Raw genomic sequence first — 25,481 nt, 5'->3', positions numbered from 1 at the left:
TCAGTCCTGCACCCTCGCCAGCCACCAGCGGCCGCCCGGCACGTCCTCGTGGTGCAACTCGGCGACGAGTGGCCCCGCCTGGACCAGGTAGCACTCGCGGGTCGGCTCGTCCAGCCACCAGCGCCCGCCGCTCCTCCAGGTATCCAGCACGACCTGGACGGTGTGCCCCCGGCCCTGCCAGTACAGCTGCCGGGGCAGGCCGCCCTGCTGGATCGTCACGCTCACCTCCTGCTGGATGGCCCTCACAGCTCCACCCTCTCGAAGAAAGCCAGGACTTTGTTGACGGCCTGCTCGCGGCGCTGCGTCTGGGTCTGGGGTGCCCAGGCTTGCCGGGGGGTCATCGGGGTGGGGCGCACGGCGCCGGTCAGCCAGTCCACCCACTGGTACTGGGCGTCGGCCACGTAGGCGTAGGGATCGAGCCACTGCACCTTGACCAAGGCCTCGGGAAAGCGGTCGAGCAGGTCGCGCGTGACTTCGAGGTCCGCCAGCCCGGCCCACAGGCCCACCATGCGGCTGGGTTGCTGGAGGCCGCTGAGCTGCACCGTCAGGGTGTCCACGCCCAGGGCCAGAGCACCCGTGTCCTGGAGAGCGAGTCCTGCTACCCGGGTCAGACCAGAAGCGTCCAGCGGCCACTTCAACTTCCTCGTCGCGCTCAGCCGTCCCCCGACCGTCTCGGCGTGCAGGGTGAGGTACGCACAGGTCCGCCCGCGCAACTCGGCGAGCAGGCCGGGCACCAGGTCCCCCAGGACGATCTCAGTCTCTCCCGGCTCGTGTAGAGGCGCGTCCATGCTCAGGCTGGCCTCGATGACGCGCCCGGGAACGTACCTCGCCACAGCGCTGCTGCGCTCGCCACGCAAAAAGCGATTGACCTTTTTCCCGGCGTCCACGCCGAGAAAGGCTTCGCGCTGCGCGGCAGTCCAGCCCATCAGCCCGCCGAGGTCTGGTATCCCCAGGAAATGCAGGCGTTCCACGTGGGCGGGCGTCAGGCCCAGGATATGCAGGTGCCCGATTCGGCTGAGCCTGAGAAAGGGCTGTTCTGCCCCGGCAGGGACTTCCCGCACTTCGCCCGGCCTGGCCCGGAGGGCGGCGAGCTGCGCGACTTCCAGACTGGCTCCTAGACCTACCGGGGCATGCAACGCGGCGGCCAGGTCACGGGCAGCGGGCGCACTGAGCTTCAGGTACGCGGCGCCCGGTTCCCTTCCCTCCACTCGGTCGCTGTAGCGCGCGTAGAGGACTTCCAGCAGTTCCGCCCAGGCGGCGGTGGCCGTCGGGGCGCTGACGACCTCTGCGTGCAGTTCCGGGCAGCGGGAGAGGGCCGCGGTCTCCCGCATCCCGACCTGCACGCCTGCCTCGCGCGCCTCTGGACTCGCGAAGACCACCTTCCGAGCCGTTTCGCTCAACACCGCGACCGGCACGCCCGGATGCTGCCGGGCGAGCAGCGTCAGCGGCCACGGCGCCAGCAGCACACAGGCGACGGACGCAGCCACGGCCATGCTTACCCCCAGCGGGCGCTGACCCGGGGCGCCCCCACCCCGACCCGGCCCACCATCCGCCCCTGCACCTGCACCTCGTCCGCTGGGAAGGTCAGACGGGGCATGGCCGGGTTCTCGGACATCAGGGTGATCTGGTCCCCGAAGTGATACAGGCGCTTGAGAGTGGCGGTCGACTCGCTGGGCACCAGCACGACCGCGACTTCCCCGTCATGCACTTCCTGGCAGGGCCGCACCACCACGTAGTCGCCGTCGATCACGCCGATCCCGGTCATGGAGTCGCCGCGCACCCGGAGCAGAAAATCCCCGTCCTTCAGCCCGAGCAGGCTCTCCAGACTTGGCGTGTAGTCCTCGGGGGACTGGTCGGCGAGGGTGGGGGGACCGGCGGCGATCTGCCCGTAGATGGGCAGGCCTTCCCCGACGGCCACGCGGGCGCGGTCGGTGGGGACCAGGGGCGAGTACCGGCTGCTGGCGGGCTCCAGATACCCCAGATTCCGCAGGATGGCGGCCTGGTAGCTCACCGCCTGCTTGGTGAGGCCGGTCTGTTCGGCGACCGCATTCAGACTGGCTTGCACGCCGAGGCGGAGGGCGGCCTGGAGGATGGTGCGGCGGGTGCGGGTCAGGTCGGGGGGCATACTCTCCTCTCTTCTTGGATGGGTGTCTAAGGACTGAGGATAGAATTGCCCCCTTCCTTGTCTCGTGTCAAGATAGTTAGGAGGTGAACAGTGATGACGCAATCTGCCCAGGACGTAACGACAACCGGTGAACCCGCTTTCGACCGCTGCATCGAGGTCCGGCTGGTCGCCCCAACCCCGCGGGTCCGGTATGAAAAAGGCAAGCCGGTGAAGGAAGAGGGACCGGATTTCACGCGCGTGATGGCGGCGATCTACCCAAGCGTGGAGCGTGCCCTCCAGGCGATTTATGGACCGGAGACGGAGATCCGCTTGGTGCAGGGCAAAGCGGCCGATGTGCGGCTGTCGGGAACGTTCGCGGTGAAAGCCGGGGAAGTTCGGGCCAGGGTGCAGGAAGCGGTGGCGGACGCCTTCGACAACCTGGAGAGCGTGGAGTAGAAGGACAGGTCAACCTTCAGACGGGGCCTTGCCCGGTGGGCTGCGGTGCGCCTGCGCGAGTTCGTCATGCACTTGAGTGATGCGGGCGGCCTGCGCGCCGGGTAGGCCCCGCGCCACCCAGCGCAGGACCCGGGCCAGGGTGGCGTCCGGCAGGTCCGGGCACAGGTCGCGTGCCGCTCCCTCTGCTGTCTCGGCCCGTTCCCCGAGCAGCTCGCGCAGCTTGGGCAGAGACATCGAAGAGAACTCATCCCGCCCACTGCGGACGGCGGCGTAAGCGCTGAAGGCGGCCTCCTGCCCCAGCGCGATCAGGTCGGTCACGGTCTTTCCGGCAGGACGTGCCGGGACGACTTCGGGTGGTGCCTCAGCCTGCACGGCGCGTGGGGTGCCCTCCAGCACGGGCCGCTCCTCGGGCCGAACGGCAGACGCGATCAGGGCCTCCAGGGGTGCGGGGAGGAACCACACGACCGCGGTGCCCGGCACGCCTTCCTCCACGGGGGCATGCCGCAGCACCCGTCCGGCCGGGGTCCGCACCAGCACGCCCGCGAAGCGCTGGCGACCGTCTTCGGCCGGGCGGAAGGCGAAGGTCACCCCCTCCAGGTCCAGGGCACCGTGCGGGTTGGGGAGGTCGATCTCGGCGGAGAGCCGGGCGAGGCGGTCGATGGCCTGCGCGGCAGGGGCGTCCAGCATCAGCTCGCGGGCGCGGGTCAGGCCGCAGCGCCATTCTCCGGGCCGCTCGGCCACGTCTTCCGAGCGGTGAAGGCGGACGATCTCCAGGGGCTTCACGGGTGCAGGCTACCAGCCCCCCATCCTGGCGCGGCGCTCAGGGCTGAGGGAGCGGGGTCAGGGTGGCGAGAAACGCCGCGCGGGCTTGTTCGACCTCTGCGGCCTGCACCTCGTACCCGGTAATCGGGGGGCTGCCGTCGCGGGATGCCTGCCACGCTCCGGTTGCGGTGCGCGTCAGGAAGAACACGCCAGGGTAGCCGCCGACTTCGAGAATGAGGTCTTCGCCCTCTACGGTCACGCCGATCACGCGCGCGGTGAGGGGTGGGCGGCCCCGGGCGTGCAACGTCAGGGGAATCACGCCCTCAGCATGCCGTGAGCACCACCAGGACCGCAGCGCGCACCTCACACTTCCTGAGACGGCTTCAGAACCGCCGCAGCCTTAGCCACAGGAAGCGCCCCGCGCGCTGGTATTCCGGGGAGGACACTCTGATGGGGCCCTCGTCATGCAGCGTGATGTCCTGCCCTGGAGGGGGCAGAAGTTCAGGCACGTCGGAAACCGTCTCCCTGACCCCCAAGCACCTTCCACCCTATCGACGCGTGACGAGGCGCTCCAGTGCGGCCACGACACGCGGGTCAAAGTGCCGCCCGGACTGCGAGCGGATCTCCGCGAGAGCCGCCTCGAACGACCACGCCTGCTTATAAGGTCGATCGTTCGTCAAGGCGTCCAGCACGTCGGCCACCGCGACAATGCGTCCTGACAGCGGAATCGCCTCACCCGCCAGGCCTAGTGGATAGCCGCTCCCGTCCCATCGCTCGTGGTGCGTCCGTGCGATCTCCTCTGCCCGTTCCACCAGCGGCGACTGACCTCCCGAAAGAATGCTCGACCCGATCAGGGTGTGCGCTTTCACCGCCTCGAACTCCTCGGGCGTCAGGCGACCCGGTTTGAGCAGGATGCCGTCCGGGATACCGATCTTGCCCACATCGTGCAGCGGCGCTGTCCGCTCCATCAGGGCGACCTCCTCATCCGGCAGGCCGAGTTCGCGGGCGAGGCCAGCGGCGGTCAGGGCAACGCGGCCCATGTGCTCGCCGGTGTCGTCGTCGCGGTACTCCGCGGCGCGCGCGAGGCGGTGCAGGATCTCCAGCTGCGCCGCCTCGATGCGCGTGGTGAGTTCCCCGTTGTGCCGCCGGATCATCGCCTCCGCCGCCTGCCGCTCCGTGATATCGATCGCGACCCCCACCAGACCCGTCACCTGCCCGCAAGCCTCCCGCGTGGGCACCTTCGTGGACCAGTACGTGCGCTGTGTGCCGTCCGGGAGAGGGTCCGTCGCCTCGTACGTCAGCGGCTGGCCATGGTTCAGCACCGCCTCGTCGCGCGCTTTGGAGGCGGTGGCCGGGCCGTGGGGGAACAGGTCGTCGTCGGTTCGGCCGAGGATCCTCTCCGCACTCAGGCCGATCTGCGCGGCGCCCGCCGCGTTGATCATGACGTAGCGCCGTTGGAGGTCCTTCACGAAGATGGCCTCCGGCACGCTGTCGACCACCGTGCGCAGCAGCGCGTGGCTGGCCGTCAGGGCGTCGCGCGCCGCCTGCGTGTCCGTGAGGTCGCGGACGTACACCATGAACATCGGCTCCCCGTCCACATCAAACGGCGTGAGGGTAAACTCGCTCGGGAAGGTCGCGCCGTCGCGCCGCAATGCAGGCACTTCCACGCGGCGCTTGCGGGTGTCACCGTCCTGGATGACGCGGGCGAGACCCGCCTGGTGGACCGCGTGATATTCGGGCGGCACCATCACCTCAGTCAGGGCCCGCCCGCATGCCTCGTCGCGGGTGAACCCCAGGAGGGCCTCGGCGGCCGGATTCCATTCCGTGACCCGGCCGTGGCGGTCGAGGATGATCATGCCGTCAAGCGCGGACGCGAGCACGGCGCTGTGGATCTTGCGCTCGCGCTCGAGGACGGCGAGGGTGCGGCGAAGTTCGAGTTCGCTGACAACGTTGTCCGCCAGGGCCTGGAGGGTGGCGCGCTCGTCGGGCGTGAGGTCCGGACGGGGCGTCATGTCGTACAGGCAGAGCGTACCGATCTTGAAGCCGTCGGGCGTGACGAGCGGCGCGCCCGCGTAGAAGCGCACGAACGGTGGGTTCACGACGACCGGCAGGTGCCGGAAGCGTACGTCCGCACGCGTATCGGGCACGACCAGAACGTCTGGGCCGTCCGGCCGGACCACGTGGGTACAAAAGGACGTGCTGCGGGGGGCTTGCCGCAGTTCGACCCCCACCCGCGCGGTGAACCACTGCTGGTCTGCGTCGATGAAGGTGACGGCCGCCACAGGCACGCGGAACACCTGCGCGGCGAGGGCGGCGGTGCGGTCGAGGGCAGCCTGGGACGTCGTGCTGGTGGGGGCGTAACGGTGGAGGGCAGCCAGACGTGGCGCGTCGGCGTCCTGGTGCACGGGCGACGGGTCCGCGAGCATGGCTGGAGGGTAGAGTCGGGAGCCTGTCAAAACCCTGACGAGGCGCGAAGGCAGACCGCTTCAGGAGGCGACTGGGCGCCCGTGAAGTGGGCCACCAGGCACCCGAGGACCCGCTTCGTTCTGGCCCCGGCGGGGTCGCCCGCGGCGGGTCGTGGTCGTCACGAACGCCTGGTGCTTTCCAGGCCGGATCAGCAGCAGAGCGCAGAAGGGGTCAGCACTGCCCACTCGGGCAGGGCGTGCTGATGGCGTCCCGGCGGATCCCGCAGGAGCTGGTGCGGGTGGTATTTCTGAACGTGCAGGTCGCGCAAGCATTGGAACGGACCGAGGAAGCGGGTTTTGTCCTCTCGGGTTCCGAGGCACAGATGCAAGAAGCCCTGGCGCAGCACCCGGAGGTGATCGAGCCAGGTCTTCGGGTCCTGAACCGAGAGTTGCTGGTGGCGTCCGGGGGCATTGACCTGTACGCGCAGGATGCTCAGGGCCGGTACGTGGTGGTCGAGCTGAAGCGTGGGCGGGCGACACAGGATGCTGTTTCGCAACTGGCCCGGTACGTGCTGGTGGTTCAGGGAATAGTCGGGGGTGCAGTCGTGCGGGGCATTCTGGCGGCGCCGTCCATCACGGGGCCTGCCCGGGCGCAGTTGGAAGCGCGTGGGCTGGAGTTCCGAGAAGTGAGTGCCTTACCCGCTGTGGCGGCCAAGCAAGCCCAGCCATCCCTCTTCGAGTGATCGATCTGCCAGCCCAGGTCTCTCAGCCTAGTTTTAAGCCGGGCTTAACCTTCCCTCACTTGCTGGGAATGCCACTCCCCCTCCCCAAATTATCGGTTAGCGTAAATTACCGGGTCGTTCCCCCGGTCCAGGAGAACCATGAAGAACCGTGCCGTGCTCCTCGCCCTGCCCCTCTCCCTCCTCGCCGCCTGTGGACAGGCCACCGTGCCTGGGGCGCAGGCCCCAGCCACCTCGCCGACTCAGGCTGAAGCCCCCGCCACCCCTGACCTGAAGACCTTCGCTACCCTCCTCCAGGAACCTGGCTGGCAGCAAACTTCCCCCGGCTACTGGGAACGCACCACCCAGGACGGCCGCGAAACCCTCTACGCAGGCGCCGCCGGAGCCGAACGCGCCCTCCAGGACCGCAAAGCCACCCTCGACCGCGTCACCAAAGACCTCGCCGGACGCCCCGGTAGCGCCCCCATCCTCCAGAAACTCCAGCACTCCGTCGACACCCTCCAGCGCAACCTCGACACCGCCCGCGAGAAAGGCGCCCTGACCTCCCAGAGCGTCTGGCAGTGCACCGTGCAGGCCAGTTCCAGGTCACCACCGAAGCGCGCGGCGTCAAGGCCACCGGCTCCGTCTCCTGCCCCTCCTCCGCCTACAGCCTGAGCGGCCAGGCCGTCGCGTACACCAGCACCGACCCCGGCGGCTGGGACGAGAAGAGTGGCCGGTCGTACCTGAGCGTGTTCGCCAGGGCGTACGGCACCTCCGGCTGTTTCGCGCACGTCAATGTCGACGCCTCGGACGGCTGGACGGGAGAGGTCAACGGCCAGACCCGTGAGCGGCCGTACTGCTGATCTTTTTGGCCTTTAATTATCGCCTATCGCTAAACTGGAGAAATTGACGTACGCTGCGGTATGGACCGCACCTTCGTCCGGGGCAACCTCAACCTGCTGATCCTCAGCCTGCTGCATTCCGGCCCCCTCTACGGCCTGCAAGTCGCCAAACAGATCAACGCCCTGATCGACGATGGGAATCCGCTCAGCTATGGCAGCCTCTACCCGGCGCTGCACCGCCTGGAAACCCAGGGCTTTCTTCTCGGCACGGACAGGCCGTCCCCGGCAGGGGCACGGCCTGTTCGTGAGTACGCCCTGACCGACGCGGGCCGCGCCCACCTCGCCGACCTGAAAGCGGCGCAGCAGGACTTCCAGCGGACCCTGACGGCCCTCTGGGGGGAAGGATGAACGCGCCCCTCGAACGGTACCTGCGGGACGCCACACGCGGGTTGCGGCCGTGTGACCGCCGCCGCGTGCAGCGGGAGCTGCGCGCCGACCTGGAACGCCTGATCGACGAGCAGCGCCTCCTGGGCCTGGATCAACCGGCCGCGACCCAGGCGGCCCTGTCCCTGTACGGCGATCCCGCCGAGACGGCGCTGGGGTTCACGCGCGTGCATACCCTGCCGCGCCTGCAACCGCTCGTCCCGGTGTTCCTGGCCTTGTTCGCGGTGGTCGGCGTGGTCACGAGTACCCGCGCCAGCCAGGCGCTCCTCGTCACGGCGCAGGGCGAGCGACCCGTGTGTGCGGATCTTCCAGCGCCCGCACTCCAGTGCCTGAGTGAACGTCAGGGGTGGGTGGCTCTCAGCGACCTGATACACCTCCTCCAGGCCCAGGGGTGGAAGGTCACTTCCGCCCGCACGACGGCCGCCGACGTTCCAGGCATCTCGAACGACGTCCTGCGGGTAACGGCCGCCGGGGTCACCTTCGATCTCCCGAACGGCCCGGACCACGTCCACCGTGCTCGCCTGGCCGCCAGGGGCGTCATGGTGCCGCCGGATCAGACGACCTTTCGCCGGGGAGACGAGACCTTCGTTCAGGCCACGGCCCTCTTCGGTCGACTGGCGAATCTACGGGAACTGCCAGTGCGGATTGAACAAGCGGCGGGGCGCAGCACGGTCCGCCTGGCGAAGACCCAGATCCCCTTCGCTTTTACGGAGCTGGACCCGGCTGAGGAGGTGCTCTGGCAGACCGCAGGCCTGGCGCTCGCGCAGGAGTTTGGGCTGACGGTCGCGGCCGAGCGGCAACCGAAGGGGCTGGAGCACCCGGTTCAGGTGCAGGTGCCTGCGGCCGGAACCTACCTGCTGGTCTACCGTCACCCTCAGGCGGCAGGGGTGGGCTATCAGGTGGTGCAGGCGGATGCGGCCGGGCGTCTGGCGGCCCGGTTGCCGGTCGAGGCTGTGCGAGTGGTGGCTGAGCCTCGGTTGGCCTGGCGGTCGGTGGGCGCGGTGAGTGTGCTGCGCTTCACGGGCCGGATGAATGGTTCAGGTGCACGCCTGATCGCTGAGAGCAGCGCCGTGTTGAGGCCTTAACAGGCGGACGGGCGGATGGTGTCCTCACGGCCGCGCCCTTCCGGCCAGTGCGTGAGGCGGGTGGTGAGCCAGAAACGCACGAAGCTCTCGATCTGCTCCACGAAGTGCCAGAAGTCCATGGATTTGGTCAGGTACGAACTGGCGTGCAACGTGTACGCCCGCTGAATGTCCTGCTCGTTCCCCGAGGTCGTCAGCATGACCACGGGAATGAGGTGCAGCCTGGGGTCCGCTTTCATGGCCTGCAACACCTCGAAGCCGGTCATGCCCGGCATGTTGATGTCGAGCAGCACCACGTCCGGGAGGCGTACACCGGAGTGCCGCATCTTCGCCAGCGCGTCCGCGCCGCTTTCAGCGGTCATCACGCCGACCTGATCGCTGTACTCAGCGAAGACTTCCTGAGCGATCAGCCGGTCGGGTGCGCTGTCGTCGATCAGCAGGATGCACAGTCGCCGGGTCTCCTGGGCAGGGTCAGGGGACTGGGGAGGACTGACGAGAGCAGGCATAGGGATCACCGGCAGTCTAAGCGCTCCCAGCCCGGATGGGATGGGGAGCAACAACGAGGGCCACAGCACGCTGCTGTGGCCCCCATCGGGAAAGCTGGCGGTTACAGGGTGCCCTTGAGGGTGCTGGCGACCTTGAAGGCGACCTTCTTGCCTGCCGGAATCTGGATCTTCTCGCTGGTCCCGGGGCGTACGCCAGTGCGGGCGGCGGTGGCCTTGACGCTGAAGGTCCCCACACCGTTCAGGCCCACGCTCTGCCCACCGCGAACCGCGTCCACCAGGGCGTCCAGGACGACGCTGACGGCCTCGTCGCTCTGCTTGCGGGTCAACCCGGACTTCTCGGCGACCTGCTCGACGAGCTGGGTCTTGCCGACCTTGTTACTCTCCGCCGTGGCGCGGCCTGGGGCCTTGGGGGCAGCGGGCTTCTTGGCGGCAGGGGCTTTCGCGGCTTTCTTCGTCATGGTGCGCATGGTGACCTCTCAACAGCGCGCACGCAAGAGGAATGCCCCCAGCGGAGGTGAACGCCCCCCTGCCGGGCCGCCTCCAGGTACGGCAGTATCAGGGCCTGGGCCGCAAACAGTCTGTCTCCGTCCTCCTGAGCGACCTCGAAATGCAGCGCCTGACCGCCGCCGTACAGCGCGTCGGCGTGGACCTGGCGCTCTACCTGCGCGCCACCCTGAACGTGGCCGCCGAGACCGTGAATGATCACCGCGCGACCTACACCCATGACCAGCTCATGAGCATTCACCGCCGGGAACAGAACCAGGGGCACGTCTGGACGGAAGCCGAGTTCCGCGAGCGCGATCTGCCCCCAGATGACGGTGTTCACTGGTATCTACTCGCGCTCCCCTGAGGGTATGATTGATGGCCGTGGCGCTGACCTCGACCGGGCCGGTCACGCTCAGGCCGACCGCGCGCTTGGCCGCGCCGGTCACCGAGAAGGTCAGCCGGTAGGAGCCAGGTTGCAGCGCACCGGAGAAGATCGTCTGCGGCGACCCCCGGCCCGGTCACATAGTCGCGCCGCAGGAGAAGCTGCCCGGCCACGTCCGTGAGCTGGCAGGTGGTGACCAGCTCGGGCCGGTCCTGCTCGTCGCCTTGGACCGCCTGCCGTGCCGTGTACCCGGTGCCATCGAAGCCGGGGGGAGCCACCCTCATGGTCACGAACGTTCAGCGTGACGCTCTGATTCCCGGCCGGCCAGTTGAGCACCTGATCGACCGCCACCAGGCGGTGCATGGGTGTGGCCGCGCGGGCCACGTCTCCGAGGGCCAGCAGCAGGGAGAGAAAGACCGTGCGCATGCTTCTGGGGTGGACCGGGAATCGTTCTTTCCGGGAGCCTCTCCCCTCCCCTGCTGCCTTCTGGGCAGGAACGGTTCCGGGAGGCGCCGGAGCTGCCGGAGGATGAGCTGGACACGGCCGGGCCGGGAGGCCGCTGTGCTGGCTGCACCTCACTGTGAAGGCCAAGGGGAGCTGGTGGGGTGGTGAGGGCTGGTCAAGCTTGGCCTGCTGCTCAGGAGACGAAGCCCAGGTCCTCCTGATTGCCTACCACAGCTTTCGCGAAGTCGGTGCTGTGGAGGTGCTTCCGGCAGGTGGGTGGACCTTTCGATGGTCCTGGCTCAGCCGTCCAACTCGGCCATCAGGGTGTGCACCAGGTCCGCTCTGGCCGCCCGGGCCGTGGCGACGCTCAGATCGTGTGCCAGTTGAGAAGCGCTCAACCGGCCGGACACGCAGGCCTCCTCCAGGTGTTGAAGTTGCGGGGCGCTCAGGTAGGCCTTGAGCATGAAGCGCAGGGTGGTCTGGTTGGCCCGCCACTGTTCGACTGGCGGCAACTCGAGCAGTTGCCGCTGCCGCACCTCCTGCTCCCGTTCGATCTGCTGCTCGAGGACGCGGGGGTCGGGATGAGGTGCGGCGGATGCCAGGGTGCCCCGCGTGGTCCCCTCAGGCAGGATGTACTTTTGGGGATGGGTCAGCATGTCCGCGAGGAGGACCCCTGGAGAGCGGACGTTCTTCTGGGCGCGCACGTACTCGACCGAAGCGAGGACCCGCTCCGGGGCCTGCTGGTGCCCCTTCACCAGGGTCTGGGCCCGCACCTCACTGATCCCCAGTTCCCGCACGTCCCGGACCAGGTGGGGGTCGAGCGACGGTTCGACGCGGAAGTGGTAGTGCAACACCTGCTTGGCGCCCCGGCCCTCGAATTCGATCCCCTCCAGGTAGGCGTTCGCCTCCAGTTCCTCATGGGCGGGCTGCAATACGCGGCGGATCTTGTCCGAGTCCGGGCTGAAGATGCCGCACGCGCTGGCCCACTCCCGCAGGCCGACCCGCAGCCCTCCCCCCTGCTCGCTGGTGCGGTGCGCCTGAAGGAGGCGGTACACGCCGCGGCCCACCGGCTGCTCGATCCGCGAGAGCAGCATGGTGTCCAGGTGCTGGGTGAAGCCGGCCCGGATGCTCTGTGCGACCGGGTCGGAGAGCTGGATGATCAGCCGGCCGTCCGCGTCCATCGTGCTCAGGTCGGGTGACTCCCGGCGGGCCCCCTTGCTCCAGAACCGGACCCGCTGAATCAGGTTCAGGGTCTCGTTCAGGTACATCGCCCAGGGGCTGCTCGGGTGGTGGTAGGCGCGGGACACCAGAAAGCCCACCCGCCACAGGCGCATCAGGCTCTCGCGCAGCCGCAAGTAGTTGTCGCCCTTATCGGTCATCAGACACAGCATCAGGAGTTCATAAGCGGTGGTGACAATGGTGTTGTCCTGAGGACACCCCTGCCGCTCGAAGAGGGTTTCGATGGCGATCTGCACGTCGGTGTCCACGCCGCGGGGGCGACCGAAGTCGGCCGCGAAACCCTCGACGTGGTAATCGTGTCCGTTGATGCTGAAGCGGCTGGTCCAGCGGTGGTTCAGGGGGCTGCGCTCGTCGATCCGGGTTTGCACGCTGATCAGGCCGAGCCGGGCGAGGAAGTGCTCATCCGTCAGTTTCTCTGGAATGATCAGTCGTTTGCTCATGGGCCTCCTGTGTCTGTTGGTCTTTAAGTAGATAAAAGATTAAAAGAGAACAACAACACGGCCGGACGTATTCGGCCACCAACACGTCGTTTTCAGCACTTTTGAGAATTTGCCTCGGTGGTGACCGTAGCTGAGGCAGAATCGTACCGATATTTGCCTTCGTTCTGACCGTATTTGCCTTGAACTTGACCGTGTGCTCGTTTTTTGCGTTCGATCTGACTGCCGCCGAAGTTGTCTAGCTGTGTGGCGAGGCCGGTCGGGATTCAGGAAGCCGCTGTGCTGCACGCAAAACTCTGGAGTCGGCGTGGGTCAATAATGGCAATTAGTGACCGGTACTACCGGTGCATTTGCTCTCGAATTGAACGCCGCGGTCACCACCAAAGGAAATTCTCAGCGGCGCACCTCGCTGACGCCTCCCCGCACGTCCGGTTTCCCCCAAAGGGGTCGGAACCGACTGGCTGAACTGGAGGCGCAGCCCAGTTGGCCCTCCTGTTGATCCGCAGTGGCGTGGAGGGGAACACGACGGCGTTGTCGGCACCCCTGAAACAGCGTTGGCGAAGCCAGCTGTGTGCCGAGGCCTGAGGAGCCGAGAGGAGGCACGTGGAGGAGGACGCGATCCGTGGGGTTTGCTGGTGCTCAGGTCGGGCGCTCCCCCCGGGCGGCTCTCGCCTGAGTTCGGCGTCCTCCCGGGCCTCGGGGGCGCTCCTCCTGCAACAGCGACTCGAGCTGTTCGACGAGACGCTGGAGTTCCTTCCGCTTCGCGGCGCTGAGCTGGCCGACGCGCCGCTCCGTCAGGGAAGCCCTGACCCGGGAGACGAGTGCCCTGGTCTCGGAGGGTGCGCTCCCCTCCTGCAACACCCGTTGCACCTGGGCGCGCAGTTCCTTCGCCGACCACCCCTGCCGCAGGGCCTCCTCAAGGAGGACGGGTCGCCGCTCGTGTTCGCCCAAGGGCAGCAGTTCAAAGGCGGCGCTGCTGGTGAGCTTGCCTGCGGCCACGGCGTCCAGTTCCCCGGTCCTGAGACCGAGAAACTTGACGTTGCGGGTGGCGAAGGTGAGCAGGGTCCAGCCTCCCACCTGTTGCAGGGTTTCCTCGACCCGGTGTTCGTCGCGCTCGGTGCCGTTGCGCAGGCGGTTGAGATAGGCGGGCAGCGCGCTCAGCGGGTGTCCGGTGCGCTGGCTGAGCAGTTCCAGCACCCCAAAGGTCTGATCGACCGGGTTCATCGCTTCCCGCTGGAGGTTCTCGATCAGCGCGTACTCCAGCAGGTCCGCGTCGGCGACCGTTTCGACGACGGCGGGGACGCCGCTCAGGCCAGCGAGTTGCGCCGCGCGGAAGCGGCGCTCGCCCGCGACCAGTTCGTAATGTCCGCCCGGCGTGGCACGGAGCAGCACCGGTTGCAGGACGCCGCGTTCGCGGACCGACCGCACGAGCGGGCTCAAACTCTCCTCGCTGAACACCTCGTCCCGCGAGTACCGGCCACGCGGGTTGTGGTGCTCGATCAGGCGAATCTGCGTGAGGGGAATGATCCGCGCCCGGGCAAGGTCGAGGTTATTCAGGACGGTGGCGGGTGCCGGCGTCCGCGCCTCCATGCTGGGTCGCCCGCGCGTCATGCCGTCACCGGCTCACCGATGGAGGCAAGCAGTTCATCGGTGACCCTCCGCAAATCCTTGTTCACCGGGTCCTTGGGGCGGTAGAGCGCGATGGGCAGCCGGGCGAGGCTGGCGTCGTTGAACAGGGCCTTGCGGTGCGGCACTGGGCTGCTGGTAGGCGCGATCCCGGCGTATTGGGTCTTGAGGATGCGCTGCACGTCCTGGTCGTGCAGGATGTTCTTCTGGTACTGGGTCAGCAGGAACATCGCCACCCGCAGGTTCGGGTTGTGGCGCTGGCACTGCCCGATGAGCTCGGAGACGCTGTCGAAGTTCTCCATCGCCTTGAGGCTGCTGTTGACCGGAATGATGATGTGTTCACTCGCGATCAGCGCGGCACGGGTGATCATGCCCCGGCTGGGCGGGGTGTCGATCAGGATGTAGTCGTAGTCCTGGTAACGCCGCAGCACCTGGCCGAGGTTCGGCAGCAGGCTGTCGTCGCTGTAGAGTAGCGCGTCGAGGCGGCTGAGGTGCTGGTTGGCAGGGATCAGGTGCAGTTCCGGCACCGTGGGGGACGGCAGGGGCGTGGGCCCGGGAAGTTGCGGGTCCATCACGCTCATGAACAGCGTGCTGGTGACTACGTGGGCCGGGGACGAGGGGTCGTCATGCAGGCCGAAGCGTTTCGTGAGGGAGGCCTGCGGATCGGTGTCGACCAGAAGCACCCGGTTGGGCTGTCCGGTGCGGAGATTGAGGCGGGTGCTGAGGTCGTACCCCAGTTCCGCGACGCTGGTGGTTTTCCCCACTCCACCCGACTGGTTGTGCGTTCCAATGATCTGCATAAGTCTCCCCTGCCCCGACTGGGCATCCGCGACGTCGGCGCGCCGCAGGCGCTGAAGATCTTCCAGGCTCACGAGCGCGCCGATGGGACGGCGGTAGTGCGTGACGACGACCCGTGTGCCCTGGCCCAACTGATCGAGCAATTCGGGAAAGCGCGACCGCAATTCGGCGCTGGTCACCTGAGCGGTTCCAGGCACGGGCTTGAGCGGCATGACGGCAGGCTACTCAAATGTTTAAAACATTGTCAACTTTCCCCAGTTTCTGCACCCCCGGAGCCCAGTGGACGGCAGGAGAGATTGCTTCGCCATTCCGAGAGGCTGGGGCGAGGCACGACAAACGACACCCTTCAGGACCGACTTCGCGGAGTTAGAGATCAAGTCTCTAACTCCGCGGTGACGAGGCGTGGGGAGGCCGAGAAGCTGAACGTGTAGAGGAGGACCGGGCTGTAGAGGGCGACAACTCGCGGGCCCCTCTCCCCTGCCGTTCTTGACTTCCTCAGGAACGCCAGACTTCTTGTTGAGTGAAAGCCACACCTCAGTCGGATGGTTGAATCCCACAGCGCCTCAGCCCGCGGCACGGACTGGCAGGGGTACGGTCAGCCGCAATATGTCCAGGACATCGATGCCTCGCAGCCGCTCGGCCTTCGTCTCGCCGCTGTAGGGATACGCGAAGGGCCAGGCGGGCGCCGGGTACTCGCGGAAGACCTGCTCGGTAAGGCTGTTGCCATAGCGGACGATTGCCGGGACGCCTGCGAGTCCCAGATTGACCAGCGCCATGTCCACCGCGAAGGGGTTGAGGTCGGTGGCCACCCCCCGCATGTGCAGGCGGCTGACCCCCAGGTCCTCCAGCGCCTGGGCTGCGGCCAGCACCAGGGTTCCGCTTCCAGCGGCGGGCTCTGCCACCTTCAGGGCCTCGCCGGGTTCGGGCGGGTGCATGATCATCTTCGTCATCAGCAGGGCCATCGTACTCGGGGTGTAGACCTGACCCAGGTACTGCTGCGCGCTCTTGCTCAGGCGACCCATCTAGGTCTCGCTGAACAGGTCCAGGAAGGGGTCCGCGAGCTTCAGGTGCATCAGGTTTCCAAAGGCCTTGCACAGGCCGTTCAGTTCCTCCGGGGTGAACTTCGCGGCGGTGCGCCGGTACTCGTCCTCCCGCTGACCCGAGCTGCACACGCAAGCGGCCAGGGTCAGAGGGAGAGGGGTCCCGGAACACGTCCGAGTGCCGCTATTCGAACTTGAGGACGATTTTCAGCCAGGATGGGGTCGTCAAGATGGTGCCTCCTCGATCTCCCCTGGCGCCGCCTGCGGCGCGACCCCCGGACTCACCCGGCGCTGGACGTCCGGCAGGGCCAGGAAGACACCCAAGGTGAAGGTCGCGCCGTCCTCGGAACACAGGACGCTTCCGGCCGCACACCGCTCTTCCAGAAAGGTCACCCACGCCCCCGGTGAATACAGCGGGACACCCTGTTCCGTGACCGTGCTGGAGCGGAACTCGAACTGGCCGCCGATTCGCCGTCCCACCTCCAGGACCAGGCATGCCTCGGGGTAAGCAAACGGACGACCCGCTGCCGCCGCCAGGCAGTTCATGGTGCTCTGCCGGATGCGTTCGGGGGAGTCGTCCTCGCGCGGCCGGACAGGCGTGATCAGATAAACGGTGCGCATGATGGTCTCCTTCAGGACAGGTGATCGTCTCTTCCCGAGAAGGCAGGAGGGGACTTGGCGAGAAGCCAGTCGCCGTGGCCGACCAGTTCCATCAGCCGGTCAATCAGGTAGAAGGGCAGGGCGCCGTCGCCGCGCTCCAGGTCCAGCGGGGAGCCCAGCTTGTTACGGACCAGGAGGCTGAGGCCGGTGCGGTGCCCACAGTGCGTCGCCACGAGTTGGATGGCGTATGCGCCGGGAAAGCGGGCACGGATCTCGTCGCTGAGCGTTTCAAAGGCCGCCTCGCACTGGTCCTTGTCCATGTGGGGCGGTGGAAGCAGACGAACGGGGTACTCCCGGGCCGGGGGCTTTTTCTTCGACCCCTCCGGTGGAGCCCAGGGGGCGCGGGGCAGTGGTGCTTCCTGGAAGGCCGCTGGGGCCGCTTGCGAGGCCTTCTCCAGAGCTGGGGGAGGCCCCAGCGCGGGAGTTGGGGGCAACTCCGGCGTGGGAGCTGGAGAGTTCGCAGGGGTTTCCGAGCGGCGCCAGATGGCCGGGTTGAAACGCTGGGGTCCGGATGACATGGCGGGCCAGCGCTCCCCATCAGGGGAGCGACGCCTGCCCCTCGCCCAAGTGCCGTTCGATCAGTTCCCGGCCCCGATCCGCCTCGCGGGCCAGGGCGAGCCATTGGCCCTGGACCAGCCGCGCTTCATCCCACACCAGCCCTTGAAGGGTCACGACCGGCAGAACCGCGCTGCACTCCACCTCTGGACCGAAGGTGCACCACACCGCGTCGACCAGGCGGAGATCAGATCGTCCTCGGTCGTCAGGCGGGACAGGGGTGCTCCGCTGGCATCCCGTTCCAGGCCGGTGACCGGGAGGAGGTGACAGGAGTTGGGGCCGGAGTGGCTTTGCAGCACCCGCCGGGCCTGCTCGGCCAGTTCCGGTGTGGCGCAGTGGGCGAGGAGATGGAGCCGGTGATGCTGGCGATGACGCTGTACTTCATACCTCCTCCTGGACCTGCGCCCGCAGGCGCGACCCCTGGACGTGAGTCGCCGGGGTCGGCCTGCCCAGCAGGTGGGCGGGGCGGAATTGCAGGAGATCGTCCACCAGGCCGCAACAGGTGCAGCCCAACAGCTCCGGGTCCTGGCGGTGGGTCAGGTCTACGTGCGGGCTGCCGCAGTTCGGGCAGCAGATCGGGGAGTACACGGGGCCTCCCGCCGGTGCGCTGGGGCTGATCATGACCTTCCTTCTTGACGAGCAGGGCGGGGGGGCAGGGGAGAGCCTGCCCCCACCGCTCCTCAGCCCAGGGGCGGCTTTACGATTCGCAGGGTGCGGGTTTGGACCCCGGTGCTGTGCCCGGTGGTGCTGACCTTGAAGGCGTCCGGGTCGTTGGTGTTCACCTCCGCGTCCACGCCCTCCAGCCAGGCCCGAAAGTCCCGGGCCACCTGTTCCTGCCGGAAGAACGGTCCGTTCCCCATCACGGCCACCAGGACCCCGCCGGGGGCCAGCAGGCGGTAGGCGTGCTGCACGTGGCCGATGTCGGCCAGCCCCTCGAAGGGTGGGTTCATGACGACGCAGTCCCACTCGCCCCGCAGGGCCATGCTGTCGTCGCCGATCAGCCGGTACCCCTTGGCCTCGAGCACCTCGCGCAGCCGTCCATTCTGTTCGCAGACCTCCACGTGCAGCTCCGGCTCCAGGGCCAGCAGTGCGTCCACCAGGTCGCCCTTCCCGGCCTGGGGCTCCAGGACGCGCAGGCCCGGACGGAGGTCGGCCAGCGTCGCCAGATGCGTGGCGAGCGGGGCGGGCGTGGGCCAGAACCCAGACGTGCGGTATCCGACCAGGTCCCGTTCCAGGGCCGCCACCCGGTCGCGCCGGGCACGGGCTGGATCGACCCGCGACTCCGCCAGGGCACGCAGGGCGGCCGCGGCCTCCTCGACGAGAGCCGGGGTGGTCAAGCCACACGCGTGCGAGGCCTTCCAGGTCTTCGCATCAGACACGAACCGCTGGCAGTTCACCGTGATGTGCTCGAAGGGCTTCAGGGGTGCCAATTCCCGCAAGATGGTCAGGACCCCGTTCACCTGCTCGGGCAGGAGTTCGCGCAGCCAGCCGTAGCTCACCGGCAGCGCCTCGACGCTCTCCAGAACGAGGGAGTGGGGCCGGTGGCTCCGCAGCGCCCCCAACTCCTCGTTGGCGAGACAGACAGTGGCGAGCGAGTGGGCGTGATCAGGACCAAGGTGGACCAGCAGTTCGATCAACCTGGGGTCGGTGACCCGGACAAGCACGGCCGGGAGCGTGCCTTCCTCCAGACCACTGGCCACTGCCCGGTAGGCACGCTGAATGCGGCGCAGGCGGAAGGCGTCCTCGGCCCGGCTGCCCGCGTCCTTGCTGCGCTTGCGGGTCATATTCATGCCCACGTAGGAGGGCGTTTCCTTCTGCTGCGCCCGGCGTTCCAGGCCGTCAGCGCGTTTAAGCAGCAGGGCAACTGCCTTGGGGTTGGCGGCGCCGGGCGTGGTGGGGGAGAGCGGGGCGGTCTCGGGCAGGGTCTGGGTCATGGGAACCTCCACCCCCCCGGAGCGGCCCCGCCGGGCCGCGACCCCTGCTCTACCCGGAGGCCAGGACCTGCTTCAGGGCGCGGTAGACCTGGCTGGGGCTGAGGCCGAAGCGCTCGGCCACCCGCTCCACCTCGCCGCCTGCCCGGCGTCTGGCCGGGGGCAACGCCGCCTGCACCTGGCGCACCAGGTCCTCGGTGATGCGCCCACGGTGGGGAGCGGCAGGTTGAGGCGCGGCCACCGCGTCCGTCCTGTCCGGGAGGCCTTGCTGGATGACGGCGGGGTTGACGGAGTACACGAAGGTCGCCCCCACGGCGACGCCGCGCAGTTCCCCTTCCAGATGCATCGCCTTGCAGGTCTCCGCCACGTTGTCCAGTGGTTCGCCGAGGTCGCGGGCCACACCGGAGGCCAGCGCCGGACGGCCTTGCAGGGAGGTCCGGATGATCGGCCGCAGACGGTCGAGCACCAGCCTCGGCTGCACCGGAGTCTGGGCACGCTCGTAGAGGCGGCGGCCACCTCCTGCGGGCCGGGCCAGTCCACGGCTGCACAGCTCGTCGATCAGCGGACGGGCGGCGGCGCAGGTCAAGCCCAGCGCGTCCGCGAGCTGCGTGGGCGTGGCCCGGGTGTGCCGGTCCAGGCAGGCCAGCAACCGCTCGACGCGCTCAGCCGAGAGGGACAGTGGCACAAAGGCCTGCACGTGAGTTCGTGGGGCCTGGGGCGGGTGGGCTGGGGTGCGGGCAGGAATGGGATCTGGCATGGTGACCTCCAACAGGTCAGAGCGGCCTGGGCCGCGACTCCTGGAAGAAAGTCGCTTCCCTACCAGGAAGGCATGGGGGCATTAAGCGCTCGAGGTGGGTCAGAGCATCCTGTTCCGCGAGGGAGAGGTGCAGGCCCTCGCGGAACAGCAACCGGATGGCTTCCTCGGCCGTGACCACGCGCCGCCGCACCTCCTCCGGCTGAGGCCCGGTCAGCCACGGCCGCCGGGCGTGCTGGCGCACGAAGTCGCTGCTGCCCGGGTGGGGCGTGCGTTCGACGACCACCAGGAGGACGCCCCGGCAGGGAATGATGGTGGCCTTGCCCTGTCCCTGTTCGATCCACATTTCCCGTCGCTGCGCCCGGCGCGACTCTTGAGGGGTCCAGCAGGCGAAGAGGGGCAGCACCAGGCCGCCCCCCGATCCTGATGCCGGTGCCTTTACCCGATGGCCGGAGCGCCGCGTTCGGTCAGCAGTGCGTTCAGAGCCGTCTCGTCGAGGGTGGGCACGCCCAGTTCGCGCGCCTTGTCCAGCTTGCCGCCGCCGTCCTCGCCCGCGATCAGGTAGCTGGTCTTCTTCGTGACGCTGCCGCTCACCCGGCCCCCGTGCAGTTGCAGGTGCGCCTTGATGGCGTCGCGCGGCACGCTGAGCGTCCCGGTAACCACGAAGGTCAACCCGGCCAGTTGCTCGCCCACCTGCACGTCCTCGCCCGGAGTGGGCCGGACACCGGCCGCCTCCAGGCGCGCGATGAAGGCGCGCATGTCCGGGTCGGCCAAGCCGGAGACGATGCTCTCGGCCGTCTGGCGACCCACGTCGGGAATCCGGGCCAGGTCCTCGACCGAGGCAGACTGGAGGGCGCCGAGGCTCCCGTTCACCCGGGCGACGCGGGTGCTGGTCCCCTCACCCACGAAGGGCAGGCCCAGCGCCCGGACGAAGCGCCAGAGTTCCCGGGTCTTGCTCGCCTCGATCTCGGTCACCAGCTTCTCGGCGTTCTTGCGGCCCACCCGGCGCACGCCGCCCGTAGTGGTCTCGCCCATCTCCAGGTGCTCGATCTGCTCGGCGGTCAGCCCGTACAGGTCCGCAGGGTCTTTGACCAGGCCCGCGTCCACGAGTTGCTCGACCAGCCGCTCGCCCAGACCCTTGATGTCCAGCACGTCGCGCGAGGCGAAATACCGCACGCGCAAGGTCGCCTTCGCCGGGCAGGCCGGGCCCTGGCAGAACGTCCCCGCCGCCCCCTCGTGCCGGACGGCTTCGTGGGCACAGACCGGGCAGTGGGTGGGGAAGACGAAGGGCAGGACGCCCTGCGGGCGCTGGTCCAGCACCACGCCCAGCACCTCGGGGATGATGCCGCCCGACTTGTGGACCCGCACCGTGTCGCCCACCCGCAGATCCAGTCCACGGATGAAATCCTCGTTGTGCAGGGTCGCCCGGCTGACCGTGCTGCCCTCGAGCTGGACGGGCCGCAGCTCGGCCACGGGGGTGAGCTTTCCGGTGCGGCCCGTCTGGACGGTGATGGCCTCCACCACCGTCTCCGCCACGTCCGCCGGGAACTTGTAGGCGACGGCCCACTTCGGTGCGCGGCTGGTGTATCCCGCTTCGTCCTGAAGGTGCAGGTCGTCGAGCTTGACCACGCTGCCGTCCGCGTCGAAGGGGAGCGCTGCGCGCCCCGCGGTCATCTCGGCGTGGTAGGCCGCCGCCGCCTCGCTGCCCACGACCCGGCGCGAATACAGGCTGGTGGTGAAGCCCTGGGCCTGGAGCCACTCCAGGATGTCCCACTGGGTCCGCGCCTGAACGCCGTCGCGCTTGCCCAGGGCGTAGAGGATCACGCTGAGGTTGCGGCGGCGGGTCTCCTCAGGGTCCTTCTGCCGCAAGGCACCGGCCGCACCGTTGCGGGGGTTTTTCAGCAGCGGGCGGCCCTCTTCCTCCGCCCGGGTGTTGTAGGCAAGGAAGGCCTCCTTGCTCATGTAGACCTCGCCGCGCACCTCCAGTTCCCCCTTCAGCCCGGGCAATCTGGCAGGGATGCCCGGAATGCCCTCGACGTTCGCGGTGACCTTCTCGCCTACCTCGCCGTCACCACGGGTGGCAGCCCACTGGAGCACGCCGTCCACGTAGTACAGGTTCACGCTCAACCCGTCGATCTTGAGTTCGCAGGTGTAGGCGAAGTGCTGCCCCCTGGGAGCCAGATTCAGCGCGCGGGCCACCCGCTCGTCGAACCCGGCGAGTTCGGCGTCGCTGAACGCATTGTCGAGGCTGGTCATGGGCGTCGGGTGCCGGACCTTCTCGAACAGCGTGCTGGGACGGCCGCCCACCGTCTGGGCTGGGGAGTCCGGGGCCGCGAGGTCCGGGTGCTGCGCTTCGAGGTCACGCAATTCGCGCACCAGGGCGTCGTACTCGAAGTCGGGGATGGTGGGCGCGTCCTCTTCGTAGTAGGCGCGGTTGTGCCGGGCGACCTCGGCGGTGAGCTGGGCGTGGCGCTGGGCGGGGGTCTGCGTCTGGGTCATGGCTCTCCTGAGGGTTGGCCCTCATCCTATTCTGTCATGGACAAATTTTCGGCTGGTATTTAGGTATGTGGAGTGGCGCCGAGGGGTGTGGACCTCGCTGGGTGGAAAGGGAAGAGCCCTCTCCACCGCTCGAGGGTCAGTCGGCCTGACCTTGCTGGAAGCGCAGCCTCGGGTTCGTGGAACGATGAGGCTGCGCGAGCAGGGTGGGGATGGCTTTCAGTCTGGCTGCCCTCGATGGTTCAGGTGGGGTACCCCTCGGCCTGCGTCCTTCACTCGACCGCTGATGAGTCCGTGCGATCCATCGCTCTGTAAGGCTTGGCCGCGAGAGGGAATCGTCGTGAGATCGTAACCTTCACCCCACTCCAGCGGCCCACAGAGGGGCGCGACGCCTGCACCCCTCGGGGGAGGGGAGAGGTCTTGGGTCCGACCGATGCCAGGAGCAAGGGAGGCAGCTCCGCCCCGCTGTGTCGGTCAACCTGGACGTGTCTGGCTTTCCTGACTCAGTTGGAGCAGGAGGGTGAGGTCCCTGGTGTGGTGGTAACGGCTGAGGGCGGCCAGGTAGCGCGCCCGGTTGGTGTAGATCGGCACAGGCTGGTCGAAGCGCCAGCAGAGCCAGGCCTGCACCAGCCGGGCGAGCCGCCCGTTCCCGTCCCAGTAGGGTGAATTCGAATCAGTTCGGCGTGCAGCCACGTCGCGTGGTGGAGCACGGCCTGAGCGAGGTCTTCCCCCGCCTGCTGCCGCTCCTCCAGGCCTGGGAGCCCCTCCCGGTACTGTTCCAGAAGGGCAGTCATCTCGTGGGGGATCACGCGCGGGGCCGTGCCGAGGAACGAGCCGAAGGTGAATTCCGCCTGGCGGTAGCGACCGGGCTGCATCGCTTCGATGCCGGCACAGAGGGTGGCGTGCCAGGCCTGCAACTCCGCCTCACTCAACATGGATGGCGGTGAGGCGGCCACCTGCCGGGTCAAGGAAAGGAGCGCCTCCAGCAGGCGCTCCTGTTCCTGCGGGGTGAAGGGCCGTCCGTCACTCCCGGTGTGACCCACGGCCTTCGTCCTCCCGCCCGGCAAGCCGGGCGAGTTGTTCGGGGGTGGTGTCCAGCCCCTCCAGTTGTAAGCTGCTGGCGACGTGGCGGTAAACCTCGGCCTGCCGCTCCTCCGTGAGGTGGGGGCGTGCAGTGGCGGGCAAGGGTTCGGGCAGCCGGGTCATGGTTCCTCCAGTGTACCTGCCAGCCGCCTTGTCGGGCAGCCGACTGACCACTCATAGCGCGAGCCAGCAGCTTGCAGCTCAGTGTGAACTCGCGCGCCGACTCCGTGAGTCCTTCCTGACGCAGGTCTTCTGAGCCTGCGTTCAGGTTGCGAGGTTCAACACCTGTCCTCCTCGACATCAAGCAGGAACACGGTGGGATATCCCTCGGCCTGAGCGGCATCTTGAAGAGCATCGATCCAGTGGAGAATGCCGCTGAGCGCTTCCAACTGGCTGGACAACACTGCTTTCTCCTCGGTTCTTCCGTACGTCACGGCTGCGTCGCATCGCCTCTCCAGGTCGTCGATCACGAGGACGAGTTGGAGCTTTTGCTGGCCCAGTAACGCCCAATCGGTACGGGTGAGCACTTTACCAACGTCGGTTCCTGTCATCGGTCTCCCTTTCCAAAAGCTGAACGCTCACTTGGCTGACTGAGCATGGGTGCCGGGCGACCGCACCCCCGGGTCCTCCAAGAAGCCGGGGGAACGGTGTTCGTCCGCTGCCTCCCGCTGCTGGGGCAGCTCGGCATACACCGGATTGACGATGTGCGAGCTGGCGTCCAGGAACACGCCGGTCACGTCCAGCTTGCGGTCGAGAATCACCCGCCAGAGGATGTTCAGCGCGTGCTGGGCGAGCAGGGCGTTCAGGAACAGGTCCTGGCGCTTCAGGCTCTCCAGGGCACTGCACGAGGGCTGCTCGTCCTCTGCGAGGCGGGTGCCCACCAACTCCGGGTACAGCTCGCTGGCGATGGGGAGCCGCCCGGTGCGCCGGGAACGCCAGTTGCGCAGGTTGCTGGGCTCGCCGAGAACCACCTGCCCGCCGAAACGCCCGTCCGGGAAGCGGGCGTTGCCGATGTCCAGCCAGAAGCGGGTCCGGGCGCAGGGGCCGCTGGTGATCATGCTCCGGATCTCCGCCCGGCCCCGGCGCGAGTCCACGCACCCGATCACCAGATCGAAGTTCGGGATGCCTGGTCCCTCCGCAAAGGTTTTGGGCACCGCGCGCCAGTGCAGGCCGTGGGCGCGGTTGATGCGGCTGATCAGCACCTCGCACTTGTGCTGCCCCACGTCGCCCGGGTAGAAGCGCTGGCGCACGACGTTGTGGGCCTCCACGGTGTCGGGATCGTAGGCGACGACGGTGAGGCCCTGGCCGCCCAGCGCCTGGACGGCGTGGTGCAGGTGGGTCAGGCCGCTGAGGATGTGGCTGCCGGTGCCGCCGCAGCCGACCACGGCGACGGTCATGGGGCGCTTGAGGGGCCGCAGGTAGCGGCGGGTCATAGCAGAGCCTCCCCCAGGGTGCGGCCCGCGGGGACCAGCCAGGCCGGGTCGAAGGCGCCCGCGTGCTCGGTGGCGAGCCACAGTTCAGCGTGGCTGCCGCCGAAAGCGGTGATTTTGCGGGTGCCCGCGGCGTTGTGGGTGAAGTTCGAGCCGAAAAAGGCACGCTCCCACTCGTCGGTGCGGCTGGCCTCCACGTGTTCGGGGTACGGGGTGGTGCCCCGGCACACGCCGTGCCCCTGGAAGATGTTGAAGTAGGGCGCGCACATCAATGGGGTGTCCGCGCCCGGGCGGGTGTTCTCGGCGAGGGCGTACACGGTCAGGCTGCCCCGCCGCGCGATGAACAGCAGGGGAGGCTGCGGGAAGACCCGCCCGCTCAGCTCGTTCACGGCCTTGTCGGTGTGGCTGAGGAAGAACATGGCCCGGTTCTGCGCCGGGGTCCACCAGGCGACGGCGAGGGCGCTGACCGCCACGGCGTGCTGTGGGACGAACTGGAGCGCGGTGGCGCCGAGGCTGTCGAGCAGCTCCTTCACGTCGCCGGAGGTCAGCGGGTGGGCCTCCGCGACGTGGAACTCCTGGCCCCGGCGGTAGGCGGGGTGGAACTCGGCGATGGTCTGGCCGGACTGCGCGTCGCGGTAGACCAGGATGGCGGCGTGGGGCTGGTAGTCGCGTCCGGCGTCGATCTGGATGTCCACTTGCATAGAACCCTCCTGACTTCACCCTGGCGCCCCGGCCGGGGCGCGACGACCGAGGGCAGAGGGCGTCCCGTCCACCCCTGCCCACCTTGACAGGCAAGCAGC

Annotated in this window: 32 protein-coding genes and 1 pseudogene; 6 read left to right on the top strand and 27 right to left on the bottom strand. The window is 68.2% G+C overall.

Translation table 11 applies throughout. The features are described from left to right. The 3 genes from HNQ09_RS08420 to HNQ09_RS08410 are packed head-to-tail and all read right to left on the bottom strand — an operon-like array spanning position 1 to position 2,125. Entirely contained in the window at positions 1-219 is a 219-nt protein-coding gene (locus tag HNQ09_RS08420) for a DUF6504 family protein (protein WP_343057683.1), read from the bottom strand. 23 nt (positions 220-242) lie between these two features. Further along, positions 243-1,493: a Y-family DNA polymerase gene (locus HNQ09_RS08415; protein WP_184027906.1), complete on the bottom strand. Its 1,251-nt coding sequence runs from the start codon at positions 1,491-1,493 to the stop codon at positions 243-245. A 2-nt stretch (positions 1,494-1,495) separates the two neighbouring features. After that, positions 1,496-2,125 (bottom strand): LexA family protein, encoded by a 630-nt coding sequence (locus tag HNQ09_RS08410; protein WP_184027903.1) that lies wholly within the window; start codon positions 2,123-2,125, stop codon positions 1,496-1,498. 93 nt (positions 2,126-2,218) lie between these two features. Here HNQ09_RS08410 and HNQ09_RS08405 point away from each other — a divergent pair, with 93 nt between their 5' ends. Further along, positions 2,219-2,560 carry a hypothetical protein gene (locus tag HNQ09_RS08405; protein ID WP_184027900.1) on the top strand — a complete coding sequence of 114 codons (342 nt, stop codon included), beginning with the start codon at positions 2,219-2,221 and terminating at the stop codon, positions 2,558-2,560. Between the two features lie 9 nt (positions 2,561-2,569). On the opposite strand, the gene HNQ09_RS08400 is transcribed toward HNQ09_RS08405, so the two are convergent. The 3 genes from HNQ09_RS08400 to HNQ09_RS08390 form a co-directional block, all read right to left on the bottom strand. Then, on the bottom strand, positions 2,570-3,343 hold the full coding sequence (locus HNQ09_RS08400; protein WP_184027897.1) for a hypothetical protein: 774 nt from the start codon (positions 3,341-3,343) through the stop codon (positions 2,570-2,572). 37 nt (positions 3,344-3,380) lie between these two features. Then, entirely contained in the window at positions 3,381-3,641 is a 261-nt protein-coding gene (locus HNQ09_RS08395) for a hypothetical protein (RefSeq protein ID WP_184027894.1), read from the bottom strand. A 229-nt stretch (positions 3,642-3,870) separates the two neighbouring features. Further along, positions 3,871-5,748: a PAS domain S-box protein gene (locus tag HNQ09_RS08390; protein WP_184027892.1), complete on the bottom strand. Its 1,878-nt coding sequence runs from the start codon at positions 5,746-5,748 to the stop codon at positions 3,871-3,873. Between the two features lie 242 nt (positions 5,749-5,990). Between HNQ09_RS08390 and HNQ09_RS08385 the strand changes: the two genes are divergently transcribed. From HNQ09_RS08385 to HNQ09_RS08370, 4 genes are all read left to right on the top strand, one after another. Beyond that, the gene (locus HNQ09_RS08385) at positions 5,991-6,470 is read left to right on the top strand and encodes an endonuclease NucS domain-containing protein (protein ID WP_184027889.1); all 480 of its coding nucleotides are present in this window, start codon (positions 5,991-5,993) and stop codon (positions 6,468-6,470) included. 557 nt (positions 6,471-7,027) lie between these two features. Beyond that, positions 7,028-7,309, top strand: a complete 282-nt coding sequence (locus HNQ09_RS08380; RefSeq protein WP_184027887.1) for a hypothetical protein — start codon at positions 7,028-7,030, stop codon at positions 7,307-7,309. A 60-nt stretch (positions 7,310-7,369) separates the two neighbouring features. Beyond that, positions 7,370-7,696 (top strand): PadR family transcriptional regulator, encoded by a 327-nt coding sequence (locus tag HNQ09_RS08375; protein ID WP_184027884.1) that lies wholly within the window; start codon positions 7,370-7,372, stop codon positions 7,694-7,696. Beyond that, the gene (locus tag HNQ09_RS08370) at positions 7,693-8,817 is read left to right on the top strand and encodes a hypothetical protein (protein WP_184027881.1); all 1,125 of its coding nucleotides are present in this window, start codon (positions 7,693-7,695) and stop codon (positions 8,815-8,817) included. The genes HNQ09_RS08375 and HNQ09_RS08370 overlap by 4 nt, the downstream gene beginning before the upstream one ends. On the opposite strand, the gene HNQ09_RS08365 is transcribed toward HNQ09_RS08370, so the two are convergent. Together HNQ09_RS08365 and HNQ09_RS08360 are read right to left on the bottom strand one after the other, a co-directional pair. Next, positions 8,814-9,320 (bottom strand): response regulator, encoded by a 507-nt coding sequence (locus tag HNQ09_RS08365; RefSeq protein ID WP_184027878.1) that lies wholly within the window; start codon positions 9,318-9,320, stop codon positions 8,814-8,816. The two genes, HNQ09_RS08370 and HNQ09_RS08365, sit on opposite strands and share 4 nt — an antisense overlap. Positions 9,321-9,421: 101 nt before the next feature. After that, positions 9,422-9,787, bottom strand: a complete 366-nt coding sequence (locus HNQ09_RS08360) for an HU family DNA-binding protein (protein ID WP_184027876.1) — start codon at positions 9,785-9,787, stop codon at positions 9,422-9,424. 32 nt (positions 9,788-9,819) lie between these two features. Between HNQ09_RS08360 and HNQ09_RS08355 the strand changes: the two genes are divergently transcribed. Beyond that, on the top strand, positions 9,820-10,170 hold the full coding sequence (locus tag HNQ09_RS08355) for a hypothetical protein (protein ID WP_184027873.1): 351 nt from the start codon (positions 9,820-9,822) through the stop codon (positions 10,168-10,170). Positions 10,171-10,931: 761 nt separating this feature from the next. Here the strand turns inward: HNQ09_RS08355 and HNQ09_RS08350 are convergent. The 19 genes and pseudogenes from HNQ09_RS08350 to HNQ09_RS08270 form a co-directional block, all read right to left on the bottom strand. After that, entirely contained in the window at positions 10,932-12,311 is a 1,380-nt protein-coding gene (locus HNQ09_RS08350) for a replication initiator protein A (RefSeq protein ID WP_184027870.1), read from the bottom strand. 636 nt (positions 12,312-12,947) lie between these two features. Beyond that, positions 12,948-13,919 (bottom strand): ParB/RepB/Spo0J family partition protein, encoded by a 972-nt coding sequence (locus HNQ09_RS08345; protein ID WP_184027867.1) that lies wholly within the window; start codon positions 13,917-13,919, stop codon positions 12,948-12,950. Continuing rightward, positions 13,916-14,944: an AAA family ATPase gene (locus tag HNQ09_RS08340; RefSeq protein WP_184027865.1), complete on the bottom strand. Its 1,029-nt coding sequence runs from the start codon at positions 14,942-14,944 to the stop codon at positions 13,916-13,918. The genes HNQ09_RS08345 and HNQ09_RS08340 overlap by 4 nt, the downstream gene beginning before the upstream one ends. 351 nt (positions 14,945-15,295) lie before the next feature. After that, positions 15,296-15,754, bottom strand: a complete 459-nt coding sequence (locus HNQ09_RS08335; RefSeq protein WP_184027862.1) for an N-6 DNA methylase — start codon at positions 15,752-15,754, stop codon at positions 15,296-15,298. Beyond that, positions 15,755-15,904 (bottom strand): hypothetical protein, encoded by a 150-nt coding sequence (locus tag HNQ09_RS08330; RefSeq protein ID WP_184027859.1) that lies wholly within the window; start codon positions 15,902-15,904, stop codon positions 15,755-15,757. It lies immediately after the preceding gene. Positions 15,905-15,997: 93 nt separating this feature from the next. After that, the gene (locus HNQ09_RS08325; protein WP_184027857.1) at positions 15,998-16,393 is read right to left on the bottom strand and encodes a hypothetical protein; all 396 of its coding nucleotides are present in this window, start codon (positions 16,391-16,393) and stop codon (positions 15,998-16,000) included. 11 nt (positions 16,394-16,404) lie between these two features. Next, complete coding sequence (locus HNQ09_RS08320) at positions 16,405-16,692, bottom strand: hypothetical protein (RefSeq protein ID WP_184027854.1); 288 nt, start codon at positions 16,690-16,692, stop codon at positions 16,405-16,407. Between the two features lie 277 nt (positions 16,693-16,969). Next, positions 16,970-17,104, bottom strand: a complete 135-nt coding sequence (locus HNQ09_RS19135; RefSeq protein ID WP_281378297.1) for a hypothetical protein — start codon at positions 17,102-17,104, stop codon at positions 16,970-16,972. 264 nt (positions 17,105-17,368) lie between these two features. Next, the gene (locus HNQ09_RS08315; protein ID WP_184027851.1) at positions 17,369-17,575 is read right to left on the bottom strand and encodes a hypothetical protein; all 207 of its coding nucleotides are present in this window, start codon (positions 17,573-17,575) and stop codon (positions 17,369-17,371) included. A gap of 92 nt (positions 17,576-17,667) precedes the next feature. Further along, positions 17,668-18,921 (bottom strand): hypothetical protein, encoded by a 1,254-nt coding sequence (locus HNQ09_RS08310; RefSeq protein ID WP_184027848.1) that lies wholly within the window; start codon positions 18,919-18,921, stop codon positions 17,668-17,670. Positions 18,922-18,970: 49 nt separating this feature from the next. After that, positions 18,971-19,675 (bottom strand): helix-turn-helix domain-containing protein, encoded by a 705-nt coding sequence (locus HNQ09_RS08305; protein ID WP_184027846.1) that lies wholly within the window; start codon positions 19,673-19,675, stop codon positions 18,971-18,973. 16 nt (positions 19,676-19,691) lie between these two features. Continuing rightward, positions 19,692-20,018: a hypothetical protein gene (locus HNQ09_RS08300; RefSeq protein WP_184027843.1), complete on the bottom strand. Its 327-nt coding sequence runs from the start codon at positions 20,016-20,018 to the stop codon at positions 19,692-19,694. 92 nt (positions 20,019-20,110) lie between these two features. Next, positions 20,111-22,171, bottom strand: coding sequence for an NAD-dependent DNA ligase LigA (gene ligA / locus HNQ09_RS08295; RefSeq protein WP_184027840.1), 2,061 nt, complete (start codon positions 22,169-22,171; stop codon positions 20,111-20,113). A 471-nt stretch (positions 22,172-22,642) separates the two neighbouring features. After that, on the bottom strand, positions 22,643-22,861 hold the full coding sequence (locus tag HNQ09_RS18845) for a hypothetical protein (RefSeq protein WP_246363228.1): 219 nt from the start codon (positions 22,859-22,861) through the stop codon (positions 22,643-22,645). Positions 22,862-22,887: 26 nt separating this feature from the next. Then, positions 22,888-23,043 (bottom strand): annotated as a pseudogene (locus HNQ09_RS19320) (hypothetical protein); the annotation flags it as partial. A gap of 148 nt (positions 23,044-23,191) precedes the next feature. Continuing rightward, positions 23,192-23,374: a hypothetical protein gene (locus HNQ09_RS08285; protein ID WP_184027834.1), complete on the bottom strand. Its 183-nt coding sequence runs from the start codon at positions 23,372-23,374 to the stop codon at positions 23,192-23,194. A gap of 155 nt (positions 23,375-23,529) precedes the next feature. Beyond that, positions 23,530-23,802 carry a hypothetical protein gene (locus HNQ09_RS08280; protein WP_184027831.1) on the bottom strand — a complete coding sequence of 91 codons (273 nt, stop codon included), beginning with the start codon at positions 23,800-23,802 and terminating at the stop codon, positions 23,530-23,532. Positions 23,803-23,829: 27 nt separating this feature from the next. Continuing rightward, positions 23,830-24,684 (bottom strand): PRTRC system ThiF family protein, encoded by an 855-nt coding sequence (locus HNQ09_RS08275; RefSeq protein WP_184027828.1) that lies wholly within the window; start codon positions 24,682-24,684, stop codon positions 23,830-23,832. Beyond that, positions 24,681-25,382: a PRTRC system protein B gene (locus HNQ09_RS08270; RefSeq protein ID WP_184027825.1), complete on the bottom strand. Its 702-nt coding sequence runs from the start codon at positions 25,380-25,382 to the stop codon at positions 24,681-24,683. The genes HNQ09_RS08275 and HNQ09_RS08270 overlap by 4 nt, the downstream gene beginning before the upstream one ends. Positions 25,383-25,481 lie beyond the last annotated feature (99 nt).

Source organism: Deinococcus budaensis, assembly GCF_014201885.1.
In the GTDB taxonomy this organism is placed as follows: domain Bacteria; phylum Deinococcota; class Deinococci; order Deinococcales; family Deinococcaceae; genus Deinococcus; species Deinococcus budaensis.
Note: the sequence above shows the minus strand (reverse complement) of the source record. Positions and strands in the feature narration are given on the sequence as shown.